17 protein-coding genes are annotated in these 15,357 nt (G+C 60.0%); 12 read left to right on the forward strand and 5 right to left on the reverse strand.

Annotation, left to right across the window (positions count from 1 at the left end):
* Positions 1-1,197, forward strand: a 1,197-nt coding sequence (locus ACIQ17_RS10720) for a SulP family inorganic anion transporter (protein WP_398468249.1), incomplete at its 5' end; no start/stop codon positions are given.
* Between the two features lie 110 nt (positions 1,198-1,307).
* On the forward strand, positions 1,308-1,742 hold the full coding sequence (locus ACIQ17_RS10725) for a hypothetical protein (RefSeq protein WP_398468251.1): 435 nt from the start codon (positions 1,308-1,310) through the stop codon (positions 1,740-1,742).
* 49 nt (positions 1,743-1,791) lie between these two features.
* On the opposite strand, the gene ppk2 is transcribed toward ACIQ17_RS10725, so the two are convergent.
* Together ppk2 and ACIQ17_RS10735 are read right to left on the reverse strand one after the other, a co-directional pair.
* Complete coding sequence (ppk2, locus tag ACIQ17_RS10730) at positions 1,792-2,592, reverse strand: polyphosphate kinase 2 (RefSeq protein WP_398468253.1); 801 nt, start codon at positions 2,590-2,592, stop codon at positions 1,792-1,794.
* A gap of 35 nt (positions 2,593-2,627) precedes the next feature.
* Complete coding sequence (locus ACIQ17_RS10735) at positions 2,628-3,083, reverse strand: hypothetical protein (RefSeq protein ID WP_398468255.1); 456 nt, start codon at positions 3,081-3,083, stop codon at positions 2,628-2,630.
* A gap of 157 nt (positions 3,084-3,240) precedes the next feature.
* Between ACIQ17_RS10735 and ACIQ17_RS10740 the strand changes: the two genes are divergently transcribed.
* The 10 genes from ACIQ17_RS10740 to ACIQ17_RS10785 all read left to right on the forward strand — a co-directional run bounded on the left by ACIQ17_RS10740 (position 3,241) and on the right by ACIQ17_RS10785 (position 11,957).
* Entirely contained in the window at positions 3,241-3,684 is a 444-nt protein-coding gene (locus ACIQ17_RS10740) for a hypothetical protein (protein ID WP_398468257.1), read from the forward strand.
* Positions 3,677-4,909 (forward strand): HlyD family secretion protein, encoded by a 1,233-nt coding sequence (locus tag ACIQ17_RS10745; RefSeq protein WP_398468259.1) that lies wholly within the window; start codon positions 3,677-3,679, stop codon positions 4,907-4,909. Before ACIQ17_RS10740 ends, ACIQ17_RS10745 begins: the two co-directional genes overlap by 8 nt.
* 11 nt (positions 4,910-4,920) lie before the next feature.
* Positions 4,921-5,337, forward strand: a complete 417-nt coding sequence (locus ACIQ17_RS10750; protein ID WP_398468261.1) for a hypothetical protein — start codon at positions 4,921-4,923, stop codon at positions 5,335-5,337.
* Between the two features lie 99 nt (positions 5,338-5,436).
* Positions 5,437-6,240, forward strand: coding sequence for a DUF2092 domain-containing protein (locus ACIQ17_RS10755; protein ID WP_398468263.1), 804 nt, complete (start codon positions 5,437-5,439; stop codon positions 6,238-6,240).
* Positions 6,237-6,518 (forward strand): hypothetical protein, encoded by a 282-nt coding sequence (locus ACIQ17_RS10760; protein WP_398468265.1) that lies wholly within the window; start codon positions 6,237-6,239, stop codon positions 6,516-6,518. Before ACIQ17_RS10755 ends, ACIQ17_RS10760 begins: the two co-directional genes overlap by 4 nt.
* A 296-nt stretch (positions 6,519-6,814) precedes the next feature.
* Positions 6,815-8,515, forward strand: coding sequence for an ATP-binding protein (locus ACIQ17_RS10765; RefSeq protein ID WP_398468267.1), 1,701 nt, complete (start codon positions 6,815-6,817; stop codon positions 8,513-8,515).
* A 98-nt stretch (positions 8,516-8,613) separates the two neighbouring features.
* Positions 8,614-10,254 (forward strand): DUF3300 domain-containing protein, encoded by a 1,641-nt coding sequence (locus ACIQ17_RS10770; protein ID WP_398468269.1) that lies wholly within the window; start codon positions 8,614-8,616, stop codon positions 10,252-10,254.
* 23 nt (positions 10,255-10,277) lie between these two features.
* Positions 10,278-11,174: a DUF2950 domain-containing protein gene (locus ACIQ17_RS10775; protein ID WP_398468271.1), complete on the forward strand. Its 897-nt coding sequence runs from the start codon at positions 10,278-10,280 to the stop codon at positions 11,172-11,174.
* A gap of 40 nt (positions 11,175-11,214) precedes the next feature.
* Positions 11,215-11,628 (forward strand): hypothetical protein, encoded by a 414-nt coding sequence (locus ACIQ17_RS10780; RefSeq protein ID WP_398468273.1) that lies wholly within the window; start codon positions 11,215-11,217, stop codon positions 11,626-11,628.
* 5 nt (positions 11,629-11,633) lie between these two features.
* Complete coding sequence (locus ACIQ17_RS10785) at positions 11,634-11,957, forward strand: hypothetical protein (RefSeq protein WP_398468275.1); 324 nt, start codon at positions 11,634-11,636, stop codon at positions 11,955-11,957.
* Positions 11,958-11,991: 34 nt separating this feature from the next.
* On the opposite strand, the gene ACIQ17_RS10790 is transcribed toward ACIQ17_RS10785, so the two are convergent.
* Genes ACIQ17_RS10790 through pflA form a run of 3 tightly spaced genes read right to left on the reverse strand, consistent with a single transcriptional unit; the run spans position 11,992 to position 15,352 of the window.
* On the reverse strand, positions 11,992-12,903 hold the full coding sequence (locus ACIQ17_RS10790) for a formate/nitrite transporter family protein (RefSeq protein ID WP_398468277.1): 912 nt from the start codon (positions 12,901-12,903) through the stop codon (positions 11,992-11,994).
* The gene (locus tag ACIQ17_RS10795; protein WP_398468279.1) at positions 12,896-14,497 is read right to left on the reverse strand and encodes an aspartate:alanine exchanger family transporter; all 1,602 of its coding nucleotides are present in this window, start codon (positions 14,495-14,497) and stop codon (positions 12,896-12,898) included. The genes ACIQ17_RS10790 and ACIQ17_RS10795 overlap by 8 nt, the downstream gene beginning before the upstream one ends.
* 27 nt (positions 14,498-14,524) lie before the next feature.
* Positions 14,525-15,352 (reverse strand): pyruvate formate-lyase-activating protein, encoded by an 828-nt coding sequence (gene pflA / locus ACIQ17_RS10800; RefSeq protein ID WP_398468281.1) that lies wholly within the window; start codon positions 15,350-15,352, stop codon positions 14,525-14,527.
* Positions 15,353-15,357 lie beyond the last annotated feature (5 nt).

A 15,357-nucleotide genomic window follows, 5' to 3' on the forward strand; every position in this document is an offset into this window, starting at 1 on the left:
CGCAATTTCTTCGATCGTCTGGTGACACTGGTCGGGCAACTCGGCGGGCTGAATTGGATCGTGCTCACGGTCGGGCTTGTGGCGATCGTGCTGCTCCAGATCGAACGTCTGTTGCCCGGCAGACCGGTGGGACTGGCGATCGTTATCCTTTCGGTCATCGTCGCGACCATGCTGGGCTTGCCGGCCTTGGGCGTTCCGGTCACAGGGGCCATTCCGAAGAGCCTTCCGAGCCTCGCTATGCCGACTTTTGGCCTGCTGGAATTCAATGAACTGTTTCCACTTGCGGCGGGGATTATGCTGCTCGCCTATGTGGAAGGTGTGGCGGCGGCACGGAGTTTTGCGGCGAAGCATGGCGATGCGATTGATGCACGGCAGGAGTTCCTCGGGCTAGGGGCTGCCAACGTCGCCGCAGCGATCGGCCATGGCTATCCTGTTGCCGGAGGGCTGTCTCAATCCGCTGTCAATGATCAGGCCGGCGCAAAAACGCCCCTGGCACTCATCGTCTGTTCTGCAACACTCGCGATCTGCCTGCTGTTTCTCACTGATGTGCTGACCAATCTGCCCAAGGCGGTGCTCGCTGCAATCGTTTGCACCGCCGTCTACCGACTGGTCGATGGTGCCGCCCTGATACGGATGTGGCGCATCAGCCGAATTGACTTCTATGCGGCCGCGATTGCTCTCGTCTCCGTGCTTCTGCTGGGCATCCTTCAAGGTATTCTGCTGGCAGCATTGGCTTCCATCTTCCTGCTGCTGGCACGAGCATCGCACCCAAATGTCGCCATCCTCGGGCGACTGCCCGGTACAGGCCGATATGCCGACAGCGCGCGGCATCCGGACGTCGAGCCGCTGGCGGACGTGCTCGCCTTCCGCGTCGAGGCGTCGCTGCTTTATATCAATGCGGAAACGGTGATCGAAATCGTGCTGAGCAAGCTGAGGTCATTGCCGGATACCAGACTTGTGATCTGCGGGCTCTCATCATCGCCGTTCATCGATCTGGCGGGCGTCAAAATGCTGCATGATCTGCATGACCAGCTCGCCGCTCGTGGCATCTCGTTCCAGATCGTTGACGCGCGCGGTGAGGTCCGCGACGTACTCCTGGCTGACGGTCTCGCTGTGAAGACCGATAGCGCGAACTGGACACGGAGGATGGACAACATGCTCGATGAAGTGAGGCAAGATAATTCCAAGATGCTGTGACGCCGACCGTCGATGGCGACACACGCTGACGTTGATATGGATCAACAGACGCCTTCTCCAGTGGCGCATGGATTGGCGAGTCATCGCACTTTCAGAAGGGAAGGAAAGTCATGCGGAAGTTCAGCATCTGCGCAGCCGTCGTCACTCTGCTAGTGGCAACCGGTGGCCTCATCACCTCACCGCGCGCCGAGACAGGTCAGGTCGCCGTGGTCTTTACGAAAGGCGGATTCATTGTCGGAGTTGGTGGCGGTGAAGGCGTGCTAATGTATCGTGGTAAGCGATATCCCTTCACCGTTTCGGGGCTGAGCGTCGGTTTCACGATTGGGGCCTCGACTACTAAACTGACGGGGCGTGCGATCGGATTGAAGGGGCCGACATCAATCGAAGGCAATTATTCCGTGGTCGGGGCGGGCGGTGCGTTGGCGGCCGGTGCCGGAAGCGTACAACTCCAGAACGGGCGAGGCGTGATCCTGCAGCTTAGCGGCCCCAAAGTTGGCGCCGAGGTATCAGCGGCCGTTGGCGGCGTCACCCTGGCATTGAAGTAAGGAGGGAAGAGCTGTCAGGGGCGAGTAGGCTGTGCAGCGCGCGGCGCGTTCAATACCTCGTCTCGACGAACGTCATCCTGCGCAAGCTGGCCTGATCGTTGTAGCGTCCTTTAGATGATCGCTTGGCCAGGTCGATCTTCTTTTGCACGATCTTCTTGTAGGGGATCGTTTTGAGGATATGGGAGATGATATTGAGCCGGGCGCGCCGCTTGTCGTCGGATCGGACCAACCGCCATGGCGCATGTTTCGTATCGGTTGCCTTGAACATGATGTCACGCGCGCGGGAATAGTCGTACCAGCGCGAAAATGACTCTGTATCCATTGGACTGAGCTTCCATTGCCGGAGCGGATCCTCGATCCGGGCGTTGAAGCGCTTTTCCTGCTCTTTCATCCCGACCTCGAGCCACAGCTTGATCAGGATAATGCCCGCATCCACGGCAAATTTTTCCACCAGCGGGCAAAGCTCAAGGAAACGCTTGTGTTCGGCAGGGGTGCAAAATCCCATGACATATTCGACACCGGCGCGGTTATACCAACTCCGGTCAAAAATCACGATTTCACCGCTCGCCGGGAATTGCTTGATATAACGCTGCAGGAACAGTTGTGACTTCTCGCGATCGGACGGCGCCGGCAGGGCGCAGACGCGGAAGACCCGTGGGCTCACTTTTTCGGTGAGCGCCTTGATCGCGCCACCTTTGCCGGCGGCATCCCGTCCTTCAAAGATCACGATGACCTTCAGTTTGTTGGCCTTGACCCATGTCTGCAAATGGCAAAGTTCGATCTGGAGTTTTTCAAGCTGCTTCTCGTAGGCCTTGCGCTTCAGCCGCTCGGTCGGGACAGTCGTTGACATGTCATGGTTCCACGGTTGACCCTGCAGAGGGATGATCACTCGCCCCAGGAAATGGTGATACCGATGTCGCCGGGCATGCCGCCGGGATATTCGATGGTTTGGTATCCGATGCGGTAGCCACGTGGCTGCAGATAGTCTTTCCAAAGCTGGAAGATTTCGGCAGGAATTCCGGTCAGTGTCGTCTCCCAGCCCTTCTCCTGCTGATTGATCGCACGCCCCTTGTCGGTACACAGCGAATTCGGAAATCGGTAGACCTGAACCTCGGACAATCCGCTACGAACCGCCCGCTGGATGATGGAGGAGGCGAGCTGGACTTTTTCGGCTTCGCTTTTGCCAGACGGCTGGCTCAGTCGCTCGATGAGCGCGCGCTTCTCCGCCTCTGCCGTCGCGGCCAGGCGCGCATATTTGTCAGCCGCCTCCGCGTCCTTGATTGCTGCTTCCTTCCTGATCTGCAGGGCACTTGGAATGAGGTCGTCGATGCTGCGAGACATGAGACACATCTCCCCTTGGTTGTCGCCTTCGGCGTCGCTGCAAGGTTAGGAGGCGGGCGTCCTCGTTTTGTTGATCCAAATCAAGCTGAGCTCACTGCAGGAAGGCATGCTTCAAAGCGTGGCTGCGCGCTGCATGGAAGCGGGAAGGAGAGCAGACTTGAGCGATCAGATGCATCCGGCAGCTCCCCATCACGTGCCCTTCTTCGTCCCCGGCGCCGACGGAACAGATAATCTCATGGTGGTGATGGGCGCTTTTCTCCTTGTGACCGTACTGTGGGTGGGCACGCTTTACTGGAAGCTGCACAGCTTGCCTGAACGCATGGCGCATAGAACGCATAAGATGCAGTTCGAAATTGTTGGCGTCCTCGGCCTGATATCGCTTTTCACGCATATGCACATCTTCTGGGTTGCAGGTCTGCTGCTCGCGATGATCGATCTACCGGATTTCGGAACGCCCATACGAAGCATAGCGGACTCCGTTGAACGCATCGCGAGCGTCGCGCCATCGGCAGGTGCAACGGAGGTTGATGCTGAAGCCGCGCAGGAGAGCGAGCCCGCTGTTCAGCCTTCCCTCAGGGCAGGAGTTCACGACCATGCTTGAACTCATGATCTGCTCACTGGTGACGATCATTCCTGACTATCTCTATCGTCGTTACAGGCAAGGAAAGCGGTTCGGCAAGGAGATCACTTTCTTCTCGGTTTGGTACGAATTGAGATGGGGGATTACCGGTTGCCTGATGCTGACGGTCGCGTTGATCACGATGATCTTCTATTTCCATCCGTCGACATCATCGGCGGCGATCTACTTCCGGACAGTCCCCATCCTGCCCGAGGGTTCAGGCAGGGTTGCGGAGGTCAATGTTGGCTTTACAGCCAATGTCAAGACGGGTGATGTCTTGTTCAGGCTCGACAGTTCGAAGCAGGACGCTGCACTTGAGACGGCGAAGCGCAAGATTGCCGAGGTCGAGGCGTCGCTTATTTCGGCGCGCGCCGATGTGGCCAAGGCGGATGCTCAGATCGGCGAAGCGAAAGCGTCCTATCAGCAGGCCAAAGACGAGCTCGACGTAAAGTCCGAGTTGCAGCGTCGAAATCCCGGGATCGTGCCGCAGCGCGATATCGAAAAACTGCAGGTTCTGGTCGATCAGCGGCAGTCCGGCATTGATGCGGCCACAGCCGTGAGGGAGACATCGCTATTACGCGTCTCGACACTTCTTCCAGCCGAAAAGGCGAGCGCCGAGGCCGCGCTCGCACAAGCGCAAGTGGATGTCGACAAGACCTTTGTGCGTGCGGGAGTTGACGGGCGGGTCGAACAGTTTCTGGTTCGTACGGGGGATGTCGTCAATCAGCTGATGCGGCCGGGGGGCGTTCTCATCCCCGACAGTGCGGGTCGGCGCAGCTTGCAGGCGGGATTTAGTCAAATCGAGGCTCAGGTCATGAAGCCCGGCATGGTCGCCGAAGCTGCCTGTATCTCCAAGCCTTGGACCATTATTCCGCTGGTCGTCACCAGTGTGCAGGATTTCATTGCTGCCGGTCAGTTCCGTGGTGGTGAACTGTTAATTGATCCGCAGAATCTGCAGCGGCCCGGCTCGATACTCGTCTTCCTGGAACCGCTCTACAAAGGTGGCCTCGAAGGAGTGACGCCGGGCAGCTCATGTGTCGTCAATGCCTATACCAGCAACCACGACATCATTGCCGATCCGAAGACCGGCGCATTGAAGAGCTTTGCGTTGCACGCGGTCGACGCGACAGCGCTTGTGCATGCCTTGTTGCTGAGAATCCAGGCCCTTCTGTTGCCCATCAAAACTCTGGTGTTGAGCGGTCACTAAGAGGAAATCAAATGATTACGCACCAAGGAATGATGGTCGTCGCAGCAGTCGCATTACTGGCGGTGACACTCTCGTCTAATGCAGGTGCGGTCGAGCTCAATGGTGCCTGGGCGACGAGCGCGGATCAATGTAGCAAGGTATTCAACCGCAGAGGGCGCGATAAGCAGATCGGATTTTCGAATTTTTCGGGAGTGTACGGTGGTGGCTTCATCGTCGAGCCAAGTCGGCTTCGTGGCAAGCATGAGATTTGCAAGATCACATCAAAGAAGGAGAGCGACAGAACGATCAATCTTGTTGCCGCTTGCGCCTCCAGCATCATGCTTTCGCACGTTCAGTTCATCCTGAACGTGATTGACGATAACACGATTTCTCGCGAATTTCCGGGAATGCCGGAAATGAAAGTGGAATACTATCGGTGCCAGATCTAGCAGGTCTCGCACCGCCGGATGATTAGGTAGCGCACCCGGCGATAGTCGATGAGAGGTTATCTCCAACCGTCGAATTGAACGAGAGCATGGAGCACGACCATGAGTGCGAGAACGCGAACGGGGAAGGGCAGCAGGCTTGTTGCCCGCGTGACGCTAGCGACAGTCTTACTTGCAGTCACAATTCCCGAAGCAAGGGCGGACGATCCTGCGAAAATCCTCCGGGCGATGGCAGATTACACCGTCGCGCAGAAGTCATTCTCGGCGACATTCGAGAGCGATGTCGAGGTCGTGACGGCCGAACTGGAGAAGATCCAATTCTCAAGCTCGGGCAAAATTCAGATCGCACGTCCCGACAAGCTTCGCATCAGTCGAACAGGCGGTTATACGGATGTCGATCTTATCTATGACGGCAAGACAGCGACGATCTATGGCAACAATGCCAAGGTTTATGTACAGGCCGATCTCGTCGGCACAGTGGATCAGCTCATCGATCTGATCCAAACCCGATCAAGTGTCGCGATACCAGGGGCGGATCTGCTGCTGACCAATGCCTATGACGAGTTGATGTCCAATGTCGTCCATGCGCAGCACATTGGGCAGGGCATGGTCGATGGCGTGGAATGCGAGCATCTGGCGTTCCGCGGCGTGGACGTCGATTGGCAGATCTGGATCGAGGCGGGAGCGCGGCCGCTGCCGCGGAAGTATGTCATCACGAGCAAGGCAGTCACTGGTGCGCCGCAATACACACTGCGGATCAGGGACTGGAAGACCGATCCCGTCGCGGATGCCGACACGTTCGCATTCAAGCCGCCGGCAGGCTTGACCAAGGTCGATCTGCAAGCCGGCGTCATGGCCGAATTCGACGAGATTCCCCCGGGGGCAGCATCGGGAGCAAAGAAATGAAACAGGTGCGAAAGGCAATTATCATGGCGGCCGCCGTGATGTCCTGTGCCGCGGGGTGGTCATGGAGCGGCGAGAATATCCTTGCCCATGGTGTGTTTCCGGCCGCCGAAGCTCGGGTCGGGCGACCGCTGACGCCCATGAGCTATGCTGGCGTGGCACGCCGGACGACCCGTCGAGCCGTGGCTGCGGGCGCAGCAGTGGGCGCCGCAGGCGCCTATTACGGTTCGACGTGCCAACAGGTCGTCGATGCTTACGGACGGGTGATCACGCGCTGTTGACGCAGGGGCTGCCGAGCCGGGCGATTGCACCGATGGGTTGAGGCTGCCACTGTAGAACAGTAGCTGGTCGCGGATTCAGGCGGTTGGGCAAGAAGATGGGGCAGCGGACCCGCATTGCTGTCGTAGACCTCCCACGTTGTGTTGCGCGTCTTTGTGTCTGTTTGCTGGTATGGATGGCTTTTGCGCCGGGACCCGCCGGTGCCACAGAGCGCGGTGGCTCCAAGCGCGTGCTCTTGCTGCATTCGTTTGGTCGGGACTTCCGTCCCTGGAGCGAGTATGCGCGTAGCATAAAGGCAATGCTTGAGCGGCAGTCTCCGTGGCCGTTGGATATCCAGGAGCACGCGCTTCTGACGGCACGGTTCAATAACCCCGGCCCCGAAGCGCCGTTTGTCGATTACCTGAATTCGCTGTATCACGATCATCCACCGGATCTCGTACTCAGCGTTGGAGCGCCTGCGGCCAGATTCGTGCAGAAGTATCGCGAGCGCCTGTTTCCCGGGACGCCGATGGTCCTGACGGTCCTGGAGGACCGCCTTGTCAACCGCGCTGACCTCACAGACAACGATACGGTGATTTCGGTCCGTAATGATTTCCTGACCGCTATCAAAAATATCCTTCAGGTGCTGCCGGATACCCAGACGATCGCCGTTGTGATTGGCTCTTCCGCCCTGGAGAAATTCTGGCTCGATCAACTGAAGCGGGAACTGAAGCCATTGGAAGGCCGGGTCACGTTCGACTATCTCACGGATCTTCCGTACTCGGAAATCCTCAAGAAGGCGTCGGCTCTTCCGCCACATACGGTTTTGTTTTGGGGGTTGATGTCGATCGATGCAGCTGGTGTCAGTCAGGAAGGAGACCTCGCGCTGCGAAGCCTCTATGCCGTCGCCAACGCGCCGATCTTTTCCTACCAGGAAGCCTTCTTTAACGGCGAGACGGTTGGCGGCCCAATGCATTCCATCGCCGAGACGAGCAATAAGACCGTCGATGCCGCAATCCGGGTCCTGGGTGGTGAAAAGCCGGGGCAGATCAAATTCGAGCCGCTCGGGTTCGCGCTGCCCAAATATGACTGGCGGGAGTTGCGACGCTGGGGCATCAGCGAGACCAATCTGCCGCCCGGAAGCGAAGTTCTGTTCCGTGAGCTCGATATCTGGGAGCGGTATCGTTGGCAGGTCATGCTGATATCGGCAGTTATTCTGGTTCAGGCCGGACTGATCTGCGGTCTGCTCCATGAACGCCGCCGTCGACGCCTTGCAGAAGTCGAGGCCCGGCAACGGCTGTCGGAACTCGCTCATGTCAATCGATATTCTGCCGCCGGCGAGTTGACGACATCGATCGCCCATGAGCTCAATCAGCCACTTGGCTCCATTCTCACCAATACCGAGACAGCCGAACTCCTGCTCAAGAGAGAAACGCCTGATCTGGACGAGATCGCGGAAATTCTGGCCGATATCCGGCGCGACGATCAGCGGGCAAGTGAGGTGATCCGTCGTCTTCGTCGAATGTTGAAGAAGACGCCGTTCGAGACGCGTGACATCGATCTCAATGAAACGATCAGAGAAGCCATTGGCTTCATTGCAGCGGTCGCCGATCGACGCGGAGTGACGCTGAAATTCACTCCGTCCCCCGGCGTGTTGCGCATAAAGGGCGATCCGGTGCAGATGCAGCAGGTCATCCTTAACGTGATCATCAACGCGATGGATGCAGTATGCGATGCGGATGCGCGAACGCGCGAGGTCGCCATATCGACCGCCCGCCGCAATCACCACGCCGAGATCAGCATCAGGGACACCGGCCCTGGAATCGTCCATGAGCCCATCGAAAAGGCCTTTGACCCGTTCTTCAGCACCAAGCCCAACGGCATGGGAATGGGTCTTGCCATTGCCCGTACGATCGTCGAGGCGCATCAGGGAAGGATCACGGCTGCCAATCAGGCAACGGGAGGGGCCTTGATCACCGTGACGGTCCCGGCTCTTCGCGGGCGGTCTCTTCCGGCATGAGAGCTGGCGCTTGAGAGGTTGCGTTTCCTTGATCTCGATCAAGGGACTCGTCTTGGCCTCTCCGATCCTGCGCATGCCGATGCCGGAGGAGGGGTGCGATGTTTTGCTGGCGCAAGATCCTGATCATTCTTGCAATGACAGTGGCCGTTCCTGTTGCAGTGTCGGCCCAGTCGACCGATAGCGCGCCTCCGTCGGCACCTGCGGTAAGCCAGGGGAATTCGAGCGCGGAACCGCTCAAGCCGGAGCAACTCGAGGCGCTGGTCGCGCCCATCGCGCTCTATCCCGACGAGTTGCTTGCCAATGTGCTGGCGGCATCGACCTATCCGCTGGAATTGGTCCAGGCCGATCGCTGGCTCAAGGAGCGCAAATCGCTGAAGGGCGACGCGCTGAAAACGGCAGTGGACAAGCAGGGATGGGATGACAGTGTCAAGGCGCTGGTCAGCACCCCAGACGTGCTGGCCATGATGAGTGACAAGATCGAATGGACCAAGAGCCTCGGCGATGCCGTCCTCGCGCAGCAACCGGATGTGATGGATGCAATCCAGCGGCTTCGCTCCAAGGCCTATGACAACAAGAAGCTTGTGACGACCAAGCAGCAGAAGGTCAGCGTCAGGACTCAGGAGAACAGGCAGGTCGTCGTTATCGAGTCGACGGATCCCGCAGCGGTTTATGTGCCGTATTACGATCCTGCAACGGTGTACGGGACGTGGCCCTATGCGTCCTATCCGCCCTACTACTTCGGGTATCCATCCTATATCGGCGCTGGGGTGATTGCCGCGGGCGTCGCTTTCGGCACCGCATGGGCGATCGGCCGTTGGGGCAATTACTGGGGCGGTGGTTGCAACTGGGGCAATCGGAATGTCTATGTCAACCATCGCGCCACTAATGTCGCAAACGGCTGGCAGCATAACCCGGCCCATCGGCAGGGCGTCCGTTACAACAACGCCAATGTCCAGCAACGCTTTGGTAACAGCAATCAGAGGGCCGGCGCCGCCAACCGGATGGATTTCCGCGGTCGGGACGGGCAGCAGGTGCTGCGTCCGAACCAGGGCGCTGGCGATCGAGGCGGCGACCGCGCTGGCGCGCGCGACCGACCGGGTGGTGGAGATCGTGCTGGGGTAGCGGATCGAGCCAGAACTGGTGCTGACCGCGCCAATGCAGGCAATCGTGCAAAAGGTGGTGGAGATCGCGCACGGGCCGCAAACCGCAGCAGCGGCGGCGGCGCGGCCAAGCGTGGTGGCGGAGGAAACCGCGGTGCCGCGATGAACATGTCGTCCGGTCGCGCGGCGGCCGCGGCGTCGGCGCGCGGACGATCCAGCATGGCGAGCATGCCGCGCGGCGGCGGCGCAAGGTTTGCTGGTAGCCGTGGAGGTGGTTTTGCCGGTGGAGGCGGCTTCCATGGCGGCGGGGGCTTCCGCGGCGGTGGGGGCGGCGGCTTCCGGGGCGGGGGTGGCGGACGTCGGTCCGATATCGCGCTGAAGCATGACGTGGTTCTGCTCGGTCACCTCGCTAACGGTCTCGGCTACTATCGCTTCAGCTATCTCGGCAGCCGGACAGCCTACGTTGGCGTGATGGCGCAGGAGGTTGAAAGCGTGGTGCCGGAGGCTGTGACGCGCGGCGGCGATGGCTATCTGCAGGTCCGGTACGAGACGCTCGGGCTGACGTTCCGCACCTATCGCGACTGGCTGGCAGCGGGCGCAAAAATTCCTTTGCAAGTTCCTCTGGAGGTCTTGCCATGACCGTCCCAAGATCAGTTCGTCTCATGGCACGCACCAGTCTCCTGGCTATCCTCGCGCTCGTATTCATGAATACGGCGTCCGGTGCGCAACAGTCCTTCTCGTCCCCCGAAGCCGCTGCTGCAGCGCTGGCCAGCGCAATCAAGAGCGGTCCGAAGGATATTTTGAAAGTTCTCGGCAAGTCCGGCGAAGACCTTGTCTCGTCGGGTGACGAGGTGGCCGATGCCGATACGCGTCTACGCTTCACATCCATGTATGACGCCGGGCATGCGATAAGAGCGGATCGCAACAGGAGAGCAACGCTACTGCTCGGCACGGAAGAGTTCCCGTTTCCGATACCGCTCATCAACACCGCAGCGGGCTGGGAATTCGATGCCGAGGAGGGCCGCATCGAGGTCCTGTATCGCCGTATCGGCCGCAACGAACTCGATGCGATCCAGGCGTGCCTCGCTTACGTGGATGCCCAGAACGAATATGCCGACAAGGACCGTGGCGAGGGGGCTGGCGTCTATGCGCAGCGCTTCGTCTCGACGCCAGGCAAGAAAGACGGACTGTTCTGGCGTGACGACAGCGATCCGAGCCCATTGGGGGCACTCGTCGTCGCAGCGTCGGCCGAGGGCTACAAGATCGGCGAGAAGCCGCAGCCCTATCACGGCTACTATTTCCGGATACTGAAAGCGCAAGGATCCAACGCCCCCGGCGGCTCGCTCATCTATCTGATCAAGGGCAAGATGACCGGCGGCCACGGGCTTGTCGCCTGGCCCGCCGAATACGGCAATTCCGGCGTGAAGACCTTTTTGGTCAATCATGCCGGAACGGTCTACGAAAAAGATCTCGGGCCGCAGACCGAGCGCATCGTCAAGCGCATGTCCTTGTTCGATCCCGATCAGACCTGGAAGAAGATCGATGCAGAAAAGCCCTGAGCACCGATCACCGCAGCTGGCTCGGCTAGCGATCCGCCTGTTGGTCATCGCGCTCCTGACATCGATCATCCCGGTGACGCCATCCCTGGCTCAGGCGCCCGGCTATGTTCGGGTCAAACTGTTGAAAGGGGGGCTGCTGCTCGGAGCCGGCGGTGGCAGCGGCACCGTTACCTATCGCGGTCGCGACTATCCGTTCACGGTATCCGGCCTCAGTCTCGGATTCACGGCCGGCGTGTCCTATGTCCGGTTCAAGGGATGGGTGACAGGCATCAGGAAGATCGGCGACTTCGCCGGGACCTACAGTTTGGTCGGCAGCGGAGGCGCGGTGATGGCCGGCATCGGCGGCGTCCAGCTGGTCAACGGCAACGGGGTGATGATGGCTCTGCGCGGGCCGCGCATGGGCATCGAACTGGCGACCAATCTCGGTCAGGTCACGATCGAGCTCAAGGAGTGACGCGCATGGCGAGCGATGAGGCTCCGTGTGATGTGGCGCCACCGTTGGTAGCGCTTCCTCGTCGTTACTGCGAGCATGCCGCTCTGATCGCCGTCATCGTCGCAGTCGCTCCGACGACCGCCGATGCCCTGCCGCTCGCTATGTATCGCTATGAAGGACAGGCGCAGGCGCATTGTCCGGAGGATGCGGTTGTCTGGCTCGATTTCCGCAAAGGCGTCTACTATCTGAAGCGACACAAGAAGTATGGACGAGGCATGGCGGGACTTTTTGTGTGCCGGCGTGAAGCAAGCGACAGTGGCTTTCGGCGGTCTCTGCTTGGGCGGCGCTAGAGCGGGTTTTCGCATGCGGCGGGACAAAGACCGGCTACTTTTCGCCGCGATATGATGTGCCGAATGTCGCTCGGTAGATCGTCCAGTAGACGATGCCGACCAGACCGGCACCTCCCGCGATATTGCCGAGCGTCACCGGGACGAGGTTGTGCGCGATCCCCGCGATGGTGATCGAGGATACGTCGATATTGGCCGGCACCTGTCCGGTCTGGGTCATGAGCCAGGCCAGAGGCAGGAAATACATGTTCGCAACGCAGTGCTCGAACCCGGCCGCAATAAATGCGGAGATTGGCAATATGACAGCGATCATCTTGTCGGCCACAGATCTGCCCGCATAGGCGAGCCAGACGGCCGCACAGACGAGAATGTTGCAGAGGACGCCCTTGAAGAACAGCGTCACGAAATCGGGACGGATCTTGCTGACTGCAGTGTTCAGCACGGTCAAGCCGATGCGGCCATCATTCATTTCGAGGTGATGGGAGAAGAATACGAGAATGATGAGCCCGAGCGCGCCGATCAGATTGCCAAACCAGACGATGGCCCAATTCCGCAGAATCGTTTTTGTGGACACGCTCCTGCTGGCCCATGCCATCACGATCAGATTGTTGCCGGTGAAGAGTTCGGCGCCGCCGACCAGGACGAGGGCCAGCCCCAGACTGAAGACGAGGCCACCGACCACGCGGACGGTCGCAAAGCTCAGGGAGGCATCGCTCGCGACGATCGTGAAGTAGATCGCGCCAAAGCCGATGCCTCCACCTGCGACCACCGCGAGCATGAAGGATGTCAGCAGCGGCAGGTTTGCCTTCTTGACGCCGACCTTCTCGACGGCCTCCTTGATCTCGGCCGGGCTGTAGGCATGCATGTTGAAGATCTGCGGTTGCGGTGTGGATGGGCCGCCGGGCAGGTTCAGCCGCTGGGTCCGATGGCCCTTGGCGGCGCTATCCACCGGCGCCACTCGTCGCCAGCAGTCCGACGATCTGCGCTGCGATTACCTTCACCAGCGTCATCGACGGGAAGATCATCGCGTAGCCGATATCCGGACGTTCGGTAGGGGCCATCTTTGTCGAATAGACCAGAATGGCCGGGTTTCCCGTCGCGCCGGACGCCACCCCCACCAGGTCATCATAAGGAATCTTGAAAATGTAGTGGCCCGCCAGCAGAACGATGGAGACCGTCGTCAGGAGAACGGCGACGCCGATGAACAGCATCGTGAATCCGGATTCCGCGACGGTGCGCACGAAAGGTTGTCCGGCATTGACGCCGACAGTGGCGAGAAACATGGCCAGACCGAAATTGCGCAGGACGATGTTTGCCGGCAAGGGCATGGTCCAGAGCAGGGGCCCGGTCCGGCGCAGCCTGCCAAGAATGAGCGCGACGATCAGCGGCCCGCCGCCAATGCCGAGCGTGACGATGCCGATCCCCGGAATCGGGATCGGAATGAGGCCGAGCAACACGACGAGCACCATTCCGAGCCCGAGCGAGACATAGCTGAATTCGGCGGCGGCTTTCACCGTGTCGCCGAAATGGCGTCGGATCTCTTCCTTGCGATCCGGCGGCGTCAGCACGCCGACCCGGTCACCGAATTCCAGCATGAGATCGGGAGACGGTACAAGGTCGGCGTCATAGCGCCTTACATGCAGCAGATGCGTCGGGTAGCCGGCGGGCATCGGCAGACTGGCCAGCGGCACCCCGACGACATTCGCCTTTCCGACAAAGACGCGGATATAGTCGAGGTCCGCTCGATCGCTCGCCAGTCTGCCGGGCTCCAGGCGCCCAAGATGAGCGGCAGCGGCTGCAATGGCGTCCTGGCTGTCGGATACGAGGAGAACCGCGTCACCAGCGGCCAGCAGCGTGTCGGGCGTCGGGACGATATTATGTCCGTCTTTCCGGATCATCGTGACCTGAACGTCGGTCAGGGGATTGCTTTGCAGCTCATGCAGGGTCCTTCCGGCATAAGCCTGCCCGATCAGGATCTCGGCCATGTGGAAGCGTTGCGCTTTAGCCGGAAATTTCGGCTTCACCAGGCGCGTCATGAAATAGATGCAAAGGATCGGGCCGATGACGCCGAACGGATAGGCGATGGAATAGCCGATCGACGGGTCCTTGTTCTTCATCACGTCGAGCGCGGCCTGCAGCGATGCCGTGCTCGTCATCGATCCCGCATAGATGCCGAGCGTGTGGCCTACCTTGATATTGAGCAGGTGACCGAGGCCGAGTGCAACGAGCAGGCTGGCAAGGCAGGCCACGAGCGCCAGCAGATTGTATCTCTGCCCAACGCCGCTCATGCCTTCGAAGAATTGCCGTCCATAGAGAATGCCGATGCCGTAGAGGAACATGATCAGGCCGGTCAGGCCGATTGGTCCGATGATCTGCGCCTTCGGCGCAAAGGCGCCGAGGGCCAGACCTACGAACAGGACGGCACCAACCCCCAGCGAGAACCCGAAGATGCTGATCTGACCGATCAGATAACCCAGTCCGATCGCCAGGAATGCCGTCAGGATGGGCTGGCTTCCGATAATGTCGCGCGCGAAATCCAACATCTCTCGAATCCCCCGGATCATCGCCGCTCAGCGTGCGCGGCATCCTGCTGCCCGAAATTGTTCGATCACGCGGTCCACCAGCTCCTTGCTGGGCGGCTCGGTGTTCTCGAGTTTGTAATCCAGACCCATCGCCTTCCACTTGAACGATCCCATCTGGTGGAAAGGCTGCACTTCGACCCATTCAACGTTCTTCATGGGAGCGACCAGGCGCGCGATGCCATCGACGTTGGCGGGATCGTCGGTCTCGCCCGGCACGAGGGTAAAGCGAACCCAGACCGGCTTGGACATGGCTTCGAGACGCCGGACGAAACGGAGCGTTGGCGCCAGGGGACGGCCGGTGACGCGTCGATACGTGTCCGGATTTGAGCTCTTGATGTCGAGGAGAACGAGGTCGATTTCCTCGAGGTAGGAGTCGTCGGCACTGTCGCCCAGGAAGCCGGAAGTCTGAATGGCGGTGTGCAGGCCCATCCGGCGCGCGCCGGCGAAGATGCGCTTGGTGAAAGCGAGCTGCACCATCGCCTCGCCGCCGGAGATCGTCAGCCCGCCGCCGAGTTCGCGAATGGACGGCGCAAAAGCGGCGAGGCGTCTCAGCACCTGATCGACGGACACATAAGTCCCGTCCTTGAGGTGCCAGGTGTCCGGGTTGTGACAATAGACACAGCGAAGGAAGCAGCCCGAAACGAACAACACGACGCGAAGACCCGGACCGTCGTAGCGCGATGATGTTTCGTAGGAATGGCAGTAGCCGAACGTGCCTTCCTCGTCCTCGAACGCGTCGTCGTCTGGCGCGTTGGGCGATTTTCCCACCCGGAGGTCATGGCGACTTCCGGGCTCCAGTGTCTGCACGGTAGACATGTGCA

Origin of the sequence: Tardiphaga sp. (assembly GCF_044340795.1) — a bacterium.
Taxonomy (GTDB): Bacteria; Pseudomonadota; Alphaproteobacteria; order Rhizobiales; family Xanthobacteraceae; genus Tardiphaga.

Coding starts and splice junctions, on each gene's coding strand:
- ACIQ17_RS10725 (WP_398468251.1), top strand. CDS start 1,308: ATGCGGAAGTTCAGCATCTGCGCAGCCGTCGTCACTCTGCTAGTGGCA.
- ppk2 (WP_398468253.1), bottom strand. CDS start 2,592: ATGTCAACGACTGTCCCGACCGAGCGGCTGAAGCGCAAGGCCTACGAG.
- ACIQ17_RS10735 (WP_398468255.1), bottom strand. CDS start 3,083: ATGTCTCGCAGCATCGACGACCTCATTCCAAGTGCCCTGCAGATCAGG.
- ACIQ17_RS10745 (WP_398468259.1), top strand. CDS start 3,677: ATGCTTGAACTCATGATCTGCTCACTGGTGACGATCATTCCTGACTAT.
- ACIQ17_RS10750 (WP_398468261.1), top strand. CDS start 4,921: ATGATTACGCACCAAGGAATGATGGTCGTCGCAGCAGTCGCATTACTG.
- ACIQ17_RS10755 (WP_398468263.1), top strand. CDS start 5,437: ATGAGTGCGAGAACGCGAACGGGGAAGGGCAGCAGGCTTGTTGCCCGC.
- ACIQ17_RS10760 (WP_398468265.1), top strand. CDS start 6,237: ATGAAACAGGTGCGAAAGGCAATTATCATGGCGGCCGCCGTGATGTCC.
- ACIQ17_RS10765 (WP_398468267.1), top strand. CDS start 6,815: ATGCTTGAGCGGCAGTCTCCGTGGCCGTTGGATATCCAGGAGCACGCG.
- ACIQ17_RS10770 (WP_398468269.1), top strand. CDS start 8,614: ATGTTTTGCTGGCGCAAGATCCTGATCATTCTTGCAATGACAGTGGCC.
- ACIQ17_RS10775 (WP_398468271.1), top strand. CDS start 10,278: ATGGCACGCACCAGTCTCCTGGCTATCCTCGCGCTCGTATTCATGAAT.
- ACIQ17_RS10785 (WP_398468275.1), top strand. CDS start 11,634: ATGGCGAGCGATGAGGCTCCGTGTGATGTGGCGCCACCGTTGGTAGCG.
- ACIQ17_RS10795 (WP_398468279.1), bottom strand. CDS start 14,497: ATGTTGGATTTCGCGCGCGACATTATCGGAAGCCAGCCCATCCTGACG.
- pflA (WP_398468281.1), bottom strand. CDS start 15,352: ATGTCTACCGTGCAGACACTGGAGCCCGGAAGTCGCCATGACCTCCGG.